Origin of the sequence: Psychrobacter sp. AntiMn-1 (genome assembly GCF_001854065.1) — a bacterium.
Taxonomy (GTDB): Bacteria; Pseudomonadota; Gammaproteobacteria; order Pseudomonadales; family Moraxellaceae; genus Psychrobacter; species Psychrobacter pacificensis.
Genome location: NZ_CP012969.1, coordinates 1,368,045 through 1,380,068, shown reverse-complemented (window position 1 = coordinate 1,380,068; position 12,024 = coordinate 1,368,045). Strand labels below are relative to the sequence as shown.

The window sequence follows — 12,024 nt, the reverse complement described above, 5'->3', positions numbered from 1 at the left end:
CTGTTACTACAACCATGTGTATAATATGATGGTTGATAAGGTATTTTGCTAAACACGTTGTTTTTGGAGTGTATTTATGTCTGGTCCTGAGTCATCAAATAGGGTAAATCAAGCCTTGAGCAATTGTTATCCGCTCATTGATACCCATACACATTTTGATGCGCCAGTATTTGATAATGATCGAGAGCAACAGGTGCAAAAAGCTTACCATCAAGGTATACGTCATCTTGTGCTGGTTGGTTATCTTTATCAGCATTTTGAGCGTATGTATGACACTAAGCAGTTGATCGATAAGTTATCAAAGCGTTTTGGCATAGACACTGGCGAGCATAACGAGTCTGATTTCTGTACCCATATTGCGCTAGGCTTACATCCTTTTTATATCGAGCAGCATACTGATGCTCATTTGACAGAATTGGCACAAATGGTTGCTGCCTGTCGACCATTAGCCATTGGTGAAATTGGCTTGGATACCTTTACTGACGCAATGAAAGAGCCTGATGTTTTTGATAAACAAAAGCGGTTCTTTAAGGCGCAGCTAGATATCGCTGTGACCTATCAGTTGCCAGTGATGCTTCATATTCGTAAGGCGCATGCCGAAGCGCTTGCTATATTAAAAGCGCATGAATACGATGCTCATACATTGGGCGGTATTGCGCATAGTTTTAGTGGTGGTGAACAAGAAGCCAAGGCATTTGTGAAACTAGGGTTTAAGCTGGGTGTTACAGGTCAGGTGACCAATCCGAACGCCAAAAAACTGCGCCGTGCTATTCAGGCCGCTGTGGATACATATGGTATTGAGTGCTTGGTGATTGAGACAGACTGTCCGGATATGACGCCGATTATGTGTCAAAATTCAAATAGTCAGCATTCAGCCGTTGGACAAAGCCTAGACAATGAATGGGAGGCAGCCCACGCACATGATAGGAATATTCCTGCTAATTTGCCTTGGGTATTGTCGAGTTTAAGTGAATTATTGGGTGTCTCACAGGATAAACTTGCTAAGCAGTTATGGCAAAATAGCTGCGATGCTCTAAAAGTAAACTGGGCCTACCCAACATAATTATTAAACTTATACTTAAAAGATGAAGTAAGCACAGTCAAAATATTTAAAAAGAGTATTTAAAAAGCTATGAATGAAACCAGACAAATTGAGCACCCAGTCGTAGAGCCAGTCACTACCGAATATGATAATGTACAAGCTAGCGTAGATGAAAAAAATGAGCAGTATGACCGCCGCTTCCAAGGTACGCGTACGCTTTATGGCACATCAGCTGTCAATACGTTTGCAGCGTCGCATGTTTATATCATTGGGGTAGGCGGTGTTGGTTCTTGGGCGGCAGAAGCGCTGGCACGTACGGCAGTCGGTATGATTACCTTGATTGATTTGGACGTTTTGGTGGCCTCTAATGTCAATCGGCAGCTACCGGCGTTAGACAGTACGTTTGGTCAAAGCAAAATTGAGGCAATGGCGGCACGTATTAAGGAGATCAACCCTCAAGTCACCTTAAATCTCGTTGATGATTTCTTGACCGTCGAAAACGTCGCAGCGCTACTGCCGAGTCGCCACGAAGCGAAAGCAGCTGCCGATCAAGGTAGGCCTACTGTAATTTTAGATTGCGTGGATGATATGAATGCCAAGCTGGCGATTGCCCTACATTGCCGTTTTAATAAATTAAAGCTGGTCTGTGCAGGTGGTGCAGGTGGTAAGATAGATCCAAGTCAAATAAGAGTGAGCGACTTGCGTGATAGCTATCAAGATCCATTGCTTGCCAAATTGCGTAACAAGCTGCGCCACGAAAAAGGCATCAATAGCGCGCTAAAAGAGAAGTTCGGTATCAAATGTGTTTATTCTACCGAGCCACCACATGTGGATAAGAGCTGCCAAGCAGGCGGATTACAATGTGGTGGTTATGGGTCGGCAGTGGTCGTCACATCGGTGGTCGCAATGATTATGGTCAATGAAGCGTTACAATTATTGATAAAGCAGACGAGTCACCAATCGAGCGTCTGATATTATTTAATGGAGTCGATCTTGTCTATATCTAACTCACCTAAAAGCAGCTACCCAGTAGCGGTAGATGAAGTAGAGCGTATCAACAAGTTGAAAAAATATCAGGTACTCAATGAAGATGAGGAGCCTGCATTTGATCGACTCGTTGCACTCGTAAAGCTGTTTTTTGATGTGCCGGTGGTAACGATCACTTTTATGGATGAGGAAACGCAATATTTAAAAACAGCCTGCAAATTCAACAGTGAGACTGAGAGTGTACGTACCACAACACGTGAAGTAGCCTTTTGTAATTATACGGTTTTATCTAACGAAGTCTTTGTGGTGCCAGATGCATTGGAGGACAGTCGCTTTCGTCAGAACCCATTAGTTACTGGCTTGTCTCATTTGCGGTTTTATGCGGGTGCACCGATCATTTTGCATGAGGGCAATAAAAGTTACCGGTTAGGTTCATTATGCCTGATGGATACCAAGCCCAACCATAGCTTTAGTGACCAACAAAAAGAGGTATTGGCGCAGTTTGCGATGATGGCAGCAGATGCGTTGAAGCTACAGGATAAAGAACGTGATGCCAAACACGCCAATGAGATGAAATCTAACTTTTTGGCCAATATGAGTCACGAAATACGAACACCAATGAACGGTATCATTGGTATGGTAGAGATGCTAGGTGACACCGAGCTTAGCGCTGAACAGCGAGAGTATGTAGATAACATCAAAGTCTCTAATGAGCATTTGATGGTGATTATTAATGGGATTTTGGACTTATCGAAAGTTGAGTCTGGAAAAATGACTATCGATTCTATCCCACTCAATTTATCTACATTATGTAATGAAGTGGTCAGCCTATTTTCTATTAAGGCACGTCAACGAGGTTTGACGCTAGATTATCATTATACCGAGTCATTATCACCTTATGTGAAAGGGGATCCAGTACGCCTCAAACAAATCATCGCAAATCTTGTGAATAACGCGATTAAGTTTACCCGTGAAGGCGGGAGAGTGAGTATTGATGTCAAGCATATGAATAATTGCTATCGCGAAAATATTGACAAAAATAGCATGAGGCAGGAGACGTTAGAACGTAAGGCGGATAAAAATATGACCTTATGTATTGAGGTCACAGATACAGGTGTCGGTATAAAAGCTGAGTCATTAGAGGCAATATTTGATGCTTATGATCAAGCCAATAAATTCACGCATCGCCTTTATGGTGGTACAGGTCTTGGGCTCTCCGTCTGCAAATCTCTTGTCGATCTGATGGGTGGGTATATTTGTGTCGATAGTACCGTAGGCGTTGGTACTACATTTCGAGTGTTATTGCCGCTACCGACTATTGATGAAGAGAAATACGAAACATGGCAAGACTCTCATGATCTCACAATGGCAGAGCCTAGCCACGAGCGTGCAGGTCATATCTTATTGGTAGAAGATGATACCGTCAATGCCATTATTGCCAGAAAGGCATTGACCAATAGCGGTCATACCGTCACTCATGTGACTGATGGTCAACAAGCGATTGAAGCTTTTGCCTTGTTTCCCAAACGTTATGATGTCATCTTGATGGATCATCACATGCCGATTTTGGATGGTGTACAGGCCACTATTAAGCTGCATGAGCTTTATGACCCTCAAGACCTACCACCTATTATCGCTTTGACTGCCAATGCCATGGATGGAGAGCGCGAAAAGTACTTAAAAGTGGGTATGCAAGATTATTGCACCAAACCTTTTAAAAAGGAGCAGCTAAATGCTTTAGTACAATATTGGTTGATACAAAAGCAGCTATCAGAAGAGGAGTAAGTCACAGGTCGTTATCATGATAATTGCCATGACAATGACTATTAAATATTAGGCGCGACTAACTAAATACTAGGCGCTACCAAACGTTAAAGGCGACTATGCGACAATGAATACAGCCGCTGTAAACACAAAAAAGCTTAACCGTTTATATAGCGGTTAAGCTTTTTTATTAGTGATCAACACAACAATCTCAGCGATCAATCATGCTTATTGCGCTATTAGTTTACACGAGTTTGGTAGTCACCCGTACGCGTATCAACACGGACGATTTCACCTTGCTGTACAAATAGCGGTACACGTACCACGGCACCAGTTTCTAGCTTAGCCGGCTTGCCGCCGCCACCTGAGGTGTCACCGCGTACACCAGGATCGGTTTCTGTGATTTGTAATTCAACAAAGTTAGGCGGCGTTACTGATAAAGGTGTGCCATTGAACAAAGTAATGGTGCATAGAGCATTGCTGTTCTCTTTTAACCACTGTATCGCGTCGCCCATCGCGTTTTTGTCAGCTTGAATTTGCTCAAAGCTTTCAGGGTGCATAAAGTGCCAAAACTCACCATCATTGTATAGATAGTTCATTTCCGTATCCATCACATCAGCCGCTTCTAAGCTGTCGCCTGATTTGAATGTTTGCTCCAGTACTTTACCACTACGAAGATTACGCAGCTTAACGCGGTTAAAGGCTTGACCTTTACCGGGTTTGACAAATTCGTTTTCAAGAATGGCACAAGGGTTGCCATCCAGCATGACTTTTAGACCAGCTTTAAATTCATTAGTAGAAAAACTTGCCACAAGAGACTCCTAGGGGTTGTAGATATGGTAGTAGATAGATATGAGGCTGACTGTACCAAAAGTTGCTGCCAAGCCAAGTGCTTACGTATTAGCGATATACTTTGATAGGGTAGACACTAAGGGCGTATAATATCCGATTTTGGGCACAGGTAGTAGGCTGTCATGATAAACCATTTAATCACACAAAAAAACTGGCAAACGCAATTATCGGAAGCCATTACCTCTGTTGACGAGTTGCTCAGTCTCCTAAAACTCGACTCACTACGTGCAGAGGTCTATGTGCCGAAGCATTTTGAGCTGCGTGTGCCGCGCGGCTTTGTGGCAAAAATGACTGTGGGCGACCGTGATGATCCGCTATTAAGACAAATACTGCCAGACCAACAAGAGCAAATCAACGTCACAGGCTATGTAGCAGATCCTTTAAGCGAAAACAGCCAAAACCCTGTCAAAGGAATGCTGCACAAGTACCAATCAAGAGTATTACTGACGATTACTGGGGCGTGCGCGATTCATTGTCGCTACTGTTTCCGTCAGCATTTCGACTATAGCGCCAATATGCCAACTGCTGATGCAAAAGAAAATATCATCAACTATATCAGCGCGCATCCTGAAATCAATGAAGTGATTTTGAGCGGGGGTGATCCTTTAAATGTGACCAATAGACGTCTGTTTGCATGGTTAGATACTTTGGAATCTATTCCGCAGCTGACGACAATTCGACTGCATACTCGTCTACCGCTGGTTATTCCAGCCCGATTGGATGACGCACTATTAGACAGACTGTCTCAAAGTCGTTGCCGTATCGTGATGGTCATTCATTGTAATCATGCCAACGAGATTGATGATCTGACAGCAGAGTACCTTCAACGTGCTCGCGCAGCTGGCGTGACGATGCTAAATCAAGCAGTACTATTAAAAGATGTTAACGATAATATCGATGCTCAGACAGAATTAAGCCAGCGTTTGTTTGCTTGTGGCGTACTACCGTATTATCTATATGTTTTAGATAAGGTGGCTGGTGCCGCACACTTTGATAATGACGAGCGGTCGTCAATTGAGCTTTACTGGTCGTTATTGGCAGCATTACCGGGATATTTGGTACCCAAGTTGGTCAGAGAACTGCCGAATAGGCCATTTAAGGTGCCGATTGATATTTACAAACATATTTAATGCAGGCAATATAGGGGTGCAGAAAAAACCTGTTAAAAAGAGACGATTGTTGATAAAAATTGGTCAGTGACTGATTTTTTATAAGAAGGGGGTCACGGTATCAGACATTATATTGATAGAACGCCTAAAATATATTGTCTAACAATAAAACGTCTATCGTTCATACCCATAGTCTCTTTAAAACAATACACAGTTTGCATGCTTTTTACCTGATATTGCTCTACTTTGTGTGGTTGCATACTTGCCTCTTGTCAACTTACTCAGAGTGACCAACAGTGAGTAGGAATACTGATGATAACTTTATCTAAGTTTCAAGAAGCCCTTTCTTCCAAAGAGCCACTAACAACGCCAAACCAATCAGTGAGCGGCCAAGAGCATCATTTGCTCAAACTATTGACAACGCTATCTTCACAAACCCAAGAGCAGCAAGCTGAGCACTTAGAAAAAGTTCTCTCCGTATTATGCGAGGCCAATATAGATGAGCTTCAATGCCTTAAACTGATGACGGCTGTGAGCGATGCTTCAGATCGGTTGATTGCCACGTTACGACAGCAGTATATTTATGAAACAGGCGCGCTGAGTGAGGTGCAGTTGGGTTATGTGGCTCAAGTAAAATCCTTGCATTATTTAATTATTTTGGCTTATGACAAGGTTGTACGTCGTCAAGAATTAATATCAAACAGTCCGCCAAAAAATATTTTAAAGAAAGGTTTTCCACGCTATTTTAATACCAATAAAAAGCGCGCCAATACGCTTACGGTTGCCATTTATCAGTCGTTACTGAGGTACCACAAGCTATTGTGTGAAGAGGCACTTTGCTATCGCAAGCCATCAGATTATCTCTGGTTCAGAATTAATCAGTTGTACCACCTCGCTTATCAACAGCGTGTGTCTCATCTCGAGTTGAATCGAGAAACAGTGACACCCTACACAAATAGTATTCATCAGCTTTATTGCCAAATATGTTTGCATAGTTTATTGAATGTATGTGCCATGCGTCGTCCTAATGTTCTATTGGTACAACGTTTATTGCCTGAATGGTCTTATTATATTGTTGCGACAATAGAACCAACGACGGAAACACGCGTGTTCGTAGATTTACAGAGTGATAAACCACCAACGTATCTAACGCCCAACTCTGAGATAAATCCCTATGAAGATCGCTATGACTGTTTGTTTTTAGAGCTGACTCCTATGGTGCAGTATTTTAATTCACGTAGGCAGCTATCCACTGAGAGCAGTAATGTGGGGATAGGACACGGTCTGTTGAATACAATATCAATGACAGTCAGTTATCGTTATCTACAACCACAGCTCACGCTGCCTACTAAATATAGTCTCAAACACCGTGCGAGTTTAATCGCTGGTTTTAACAGTATCCATCACCATGTTGGTGACTCAAGCAGCTTTGCTAGCTTGATAGCAATAGATGAGTTATCCATAGATGAGCGCCCTCGTTATGACACGGTTAATGCAGAGCAAAACAGTAATAGCGTATTAGACATAGAGGTGTTTGACAGCCATGACAGTTTGTCATTATTTCGTACACTGCGATTGGTGCCAACAGTAGATGTCTTGAATGAAGAGCATGTTGAAGAGGAGGCTCTTGATATGGATATGATAGATGGCGAGCTTGTTGCAACCACACCGCCATCATTACATATCATGAGTTTGTTCTTACTCTGTCAACCTGATGTGACAGAGCAGCCTGATCGGTCAATAGGGGTGGTGCGCTGGCGACATTTTGATACCAAAGACAAAGAGGTTGAATGGCAATTGCTTGGTCATCAGATTGTGGCATGCGGGTTGCGCTTGGAAGGGAGGGACCCACAGAAGCATTGTTTTGTGCCAGCGCTGATTCTGGGTAAGGATGAGCAGCTGCAAACCATGAGTTCGCTGATTGTACCTTCGTCTTACTTTCAGCCTGATGATAGAGTCATCATGCGTATCAGCAGTAAACAAACCTATCTACGTTTGGGTCGTAGATTGATGATAACTGAAGGGTTTAGTCAATACGAAATAGCAAAATAATGTCTATTTATGTATTTATAGTGAAACCATTATAAAAATGGTATAGCAAGATTAAACGCTATTTTTCGCAGCCTCTGGAGACGCAGTCACAGCAAGCAAGAAAAGTAGCGTTTAATCGAGCGCGTTTCCTATGCTGTATCAATTTTATTGAGGTTCTACTATATTGAAAGAAAGAGGGGTTGCACCGTATAAGAAAAAAGGCTGATGTTTTTTTTGATAATGATATTAAACAAACAAGGTCATAAGTTAACCTGCAGTCAATCAAATTATTGTCTATAATGAGCGATATTGTTACTCTAATTTATAAGATGCCTCGGGCGCTAGAATATATTACGCCAACTAAAACTCAGCTACTATCACAATACTTACTGAGCCTACTCTCTATAATGTTTTCTAAGCCAGATTAATTTTTGGAAACAGTATAAGGTGTCAAAAATAAGAGATAAAGATACAACCATAAGATTAAAAGGCCACCTATGCGCATTCAGTCCACCTTAAATCTATTAGTGATTAACGATGATCAGCTCTATGCTGAGCGTCTTGTACATCTACTGAGTGATTATTATGACAGCGTGAATTTAGGATTTTTGGATGATAAAGAAGAGCTACTAAAAGTACTGCGCCAGTCGTGGGATGTGCTGGTATTCGTTAGTGCTTATGATATGAGCTTTACGGATGTGGTTGGCATCATTCAAGAGCAGAGCATTGATTTGCCGATGATTTATTTGATGAAGGATGAGGCAATATCGACCGCGTGTAATGATGAGGGGTTGCCTGCGGTGATGAGCGGAACCATGGTCAAAGCACTCAAGGCTGATCAAGAGATGGCTATCGTTATGGCTATCTGCTTACAGCATGACAGCTTGCGTAGTCGCCGTGAGCTCAAGAAACTACGCCATGTCCTATCAGAAGCAGAGCAACGTGCCAATGTGCTGATTAAAAACTCGAAAAGTGCAGTTGCCTATATCGATGAAGGTATCCATATCTTTGCCAATGATCCCTATCTTCAACTGTTTGGCTTTCGGTCAATGAATGATGTCATAGGGGTACCTGTGATTGATTTGATTTCAGGTGGCGATAGTGTCAAGGACTTCAAGCAATTTCTACGTCAGTTCGATAAAGGTAGCCGTGACGAAGTCGAGTTTAACTTTGAAAGCGTGCGTACGGATGGCAGTACTTTTGAGGCAAAATTACAGTTGGCATCTGCGACTTTAGATGGCGAACCCGTTACTCAGATTATCATACAACAAAATGCTAGCAACAGCGCAGAGGTTGCCAAACGCTTGGCTGAAGCAGAGCGTAAAGATAACCTGACAGGTGTGAATAATCGCCACGGCTTTGAAGAGCAAATGGCGATAGTGCACCAGCAAGCAACTCAAGGCGTGCTGACAGCAGCATTGCTCTATGTACAGCTCGATAACATTGGAAAAACAAGAAGTAGCCTCGGTCTGCAAGGAGTAGATACGACTGTCAAACAGGTTGCCTATGCACTAGATGAACTCGTATCGGATGGACATGTCAGCCGCTTTAGTGATACCGCATTTATGATACTTGTCAAAAACAAAACTACCTCAGAGCTCGAAGAGCTGGCTGAGAACATCGGTTCGCGTATCAGTGAGATGCTCATTGAGGTAGATAAGCGTACGACGAGTACCACGGTAAGTATCGCAATCGTCAAAATCGAAAAAAATACCGCAGAGCCCGCTATAATAATAGAGCGTGCTATGGATGCTATTAGCCAGATCATGGTCGAAACCTCTAACCATGGTGGTACTTATCATCTATATGATCCAAGTGAGCATGCCAATAGTGATGATCAGGCGCTTGCTGAGTCTCTGATTAATGCTATTACAAACAGTCGATTTGAGCTGTCATTTCAACCGATATACGATATCAATCAAGATCGTAGTGACTTTTTTGAAGTGTATCTACGTCTGCCATTGGCCGATGCCGATAACACGGTATTGACTCCTGATCAGTTTATGGCTGTGGCCAGAAAACACAAGCTACTTGAAAAGATAGATCGCTGGGTACTCATTAATGCGTGCAAAAAAATCAATGATGTTCGTAAAGAGCATCCTGAAGCCAGACTATTGGTGCAGCTAACCAGTGCCTCATTAATTGATAAGAAACTGCCTAATGTTGCAAGCCAACTGATCAAGGCAGTAGGCGGCGCCGCTGGTGTCTTAACGTTGCAATTTAACGAAAAAGACATCTCGGATCATTTAACTGTGGCAAAATCTCAGTTTTCGGCCCTTAACGAAGTCAACTGTCAAATGGGCATTACTAATTTTGGTTCTTCTGCCAAATCTATCGAAATTGCCAATTTAGTGCAGCCGAACGTCGTGCGTTTGGCGCGTAACTATGTACAAGATATCAATTCAGCAGATAACTTAGACACGGTTAAATCACTTATCATGCGCATCAATGAGGTAAATGTTGATGTGCTAATGCCGTATATTGAAGATGCAGCGACTATGTCAGTCGCATGGAGTGTGGGGGCGCGCTATCTGCAAGGATACTATTTAGAAAAGCCTAGCAAAACGCTAAAGATTGCCAGTTAACATATTGCGATGCTACAAAATCTTTATCGCTAATGCTCACCAACCAAAGATTGCCAAAATGTCTATTATTAGTAAATATCAAATAAGCAGTCTTTTTGCCGCTGTTTTATTGCTCACTGCTTGTGAGCATACCCCGCCTGATCATCGCGACCCTGTGACACTACCACTATATGTCAATGGAGATGCAGATAATGGCTCGTTAATTTATCAAGATGCTTGCAGTCAATGCCACCAGCTCAACGTTGGTCTCAATAAAAAGGGCCCGCAATTAATGAATATATACGGCGCACCAGCTGCTGAGCTAAAAGATTACACTTATAGCGAAGGGCTCACAAAGTCAGGATGGGTATGGGACGCCAAAACACTCGATCCCTATATCGCGGATGCACAAAAAGCCATGCCAGATTCAAAGATGCTATCAGACCCTATGCCAGATGCTAAAGAGCGCGCGGATGTTATAGCGTATTTATCAACCCTCCGCGCTGATGCGCCGATCGTCGTAGATGATGCGAACTGACCTTACTGGTTGATCGTTATGACCCAAAAAATGAGCCGATAATTTACTATGACCCATGCCCCTAACGATAGAGCACCATCACCTACATATCAAAAAATATCCAAAACGCTTGGTCAATCCGCTCCCAGTGGCACCGATTTGCAACGCAATCAGCAGAAAATTGCACAATTGATGGCGCAATTGAACCAAATTGTATTGGACAAACCGCAAGCAGTTAAATTGGCACTCAGTGGCATACTAGCAGGTGGGCATTTATTGCTACAAGATTTACCTGGTATGGGTAAGACAACTCTGGCTCAAGGTTTGGCTAAGCTGTTAGGCCTGAGTTTTAGCCGAGTGCAGTTCACCAATGACATGCTCCCTGCCGATATCTTAGGCATGAGTATCTATGACCAAAGTAAACTGCGTTTTGAATTTCGTCCCGGTCCTATTTTTACTCAACTGCTACTTGCTGACGAAATCAACCGCTCCAGCCCCAAGACGCAAAGCGCACTCCTTGAAGCAATGGAAGAGCGACAAGTGACGCAAGATGGACAAACTTATTCTTTGCCGCAGCCGTTCTTTGTTATTGCAACCCAAAACCCACTGCAACAAGCTGGCGTCTATCCGTTACCTGAATCACAGTTAGATAGGTTCTTGCTGTGTCTGTCATTGGGCTATCCATCACCTATGGCAGAGCGTGAACTACTAAAAGGTCAAGATCGCCGTGAGCTATTAAAGGATCTAGATACGGTGCTTGATACTGAGGCTGTGCTATTGGCACAACAAGGCGTAAAACAAGTTTATGTGGCGGACGTGGTATTGGATTATCTACAAAGACTCGTTGCAAAGACTCGAGCAAGCCAAGAGTATCATGGGTTATCACCACGTGGCGTGCTATCGCTACAGCGTGCTGCACAGGCTTATGCTTATGTGTCGGGGCATATGGAGGTGACGCCTGAAGATATCCAAGCGGTCTTCGCTGCCGTGGCTGATCATCGTCTCGGGCAGCGTTTTGCCCCTGCACAAGTGGTAGGTGGGCAAGCACCGCAGACCATCGCCCAACGCATTTTAGCAGACGTGCCTGTCATCGTTTAGCTGTCTATATTTTTAGTTATCTATATTGAAGTACGAGCAGGTTTAATAATACATGGCTAT

At 43.1% G+C, this 12,024-nt stretch carries 9 protein-coding genes; 8 read left to right on the top strand and 1 reads right to left on the bottom strand.

From position 1 onward, the window contains the following. The first annotated feature begins 76 nt into the window (after positions 1–76). The 3 genes from AOT82_RS05795 (at position 77) to AOT82_RS05785 (ending at position 3,814) form a co-directional block, all read left to right on the top strand. Complete coding sequence (locus AOT82_RS05795; protein ID WP_071002196.1) at positions 77–1,063, top strand: TatD family hydrolase; 987 nt, start codon at positions 77–79, stop codon at positions 1,061–1,063. Positions 1,064–1,132: 69 nt separating this feature from the next. Beyond that, a complete protein-coding gene (locus tag AOT82_RS05790; protein WP_071002195.1) occupies positions 1,133–2,014 on the top strand; it encodes a tRNA threonylcarbamoyladenosine dehydratase in 882 nt (293 codons plus the stop codon). Between the two features lie 21 nt (positions 2,015–2,035). Next, complete coding sequence (locus AOT82_RS05785; protein WP_227517190.1) at positions 2,036–3,814, top strand: GAF domain-containing hybrid sensor histidine kinase/response regulator; 1,779 nt, start codon at positions 2,036–2,038, stop codon at positions 3,812–3,814. 218 nt (positions 3,815–4,032) lie between these two features. Here the strand turns inward: AOT82_RS05785 and efp are convergent, their stop codons facing one another. Next, positions 4,033–4,605 carry an elongation factor P gene (gene efp / locus AOT82_RS05780; RefSeq protein ID WP_058025610.1) on the bottom strand — a complete coding sequence of 191 codons (573 nt, stop codon included), beginning with the start codon at positions 4,603–4,605 and terminating at the stop codon, positions 4,033–4,035. A 162-nt stretch (positions 4,606–4,767) separates the two neighbouring features. Here efp and epmB point away from each other — a divergent pair, with 162 nt between their 5' ends. The 5 genes from epmB (at position 4,768) to AOT82_RS05755 (ending at position 11,964) form a co-directional block, all read left to right on the top strand. Then, on the top strand, positions 4,768–5,775 hold the full coding sequence (epmB, locus tag AOT82_RS05775) for an EF-P beta-lysylation protein EpmB (protein WP_071002193.1): 1,008 nt from the start codon (positions 4,768–4,770) through the stop codon (positions 5,773–5,775). 291 nt (positions 5,776–6,066) lie between these two features. After that, complete coding sequence (locus AOT82_RS05770) at positions 6,067–7,806, top strand: hypothetical protein (protein WP_071002192.1); 1,740 nt, start codon at positions 6,067–6,069, stop codon at positions 7,804–7,806. A 476-nt stretch (positions 7,807–8,282) separates the two neighbouring features. Beyond that, positions 8,283–10,370 carry an EAL domain-containing protein gene (locus AOT82_RS05765; protein ID WP_071002191.1) on the top strand — a complete coding sequence of 696 codons (2,088 nt, stop codon included), beginning with the start codon at positions 8,283–8,285 and terminating at the stop codon, positions 10,368–10,370. A 58-nt stretch (positions 10,371–10,428) separates the two neighbouring features. Beyond that, complete coding sequence (locus AOT82_RS05760; RefSeq protein ID WP_071002190.1) at positions 10,429–10,887, top strand: c-type cytochrome; 459 nt, start codon at positions 10,429–10,431, stop codon at positions 10,885–10,887. A gap of 48 nt (positions 10,888–10,935) precedes the next feature. Continuing rightward, positions 10,936–11,964 carry an AAA family ATPase gene (locus AOT82_RS05755; protein WP_071002189.1) on the top strand — a complete coding sequence of 343 codons (1,029 nt, stop codon included), beginning with the start codon at positions 10,936–10,938 and terminating at the stop codon, positions 11,962–11,964. Positions 11,965–12,024 lie beyond the last annotated feature (60 nt).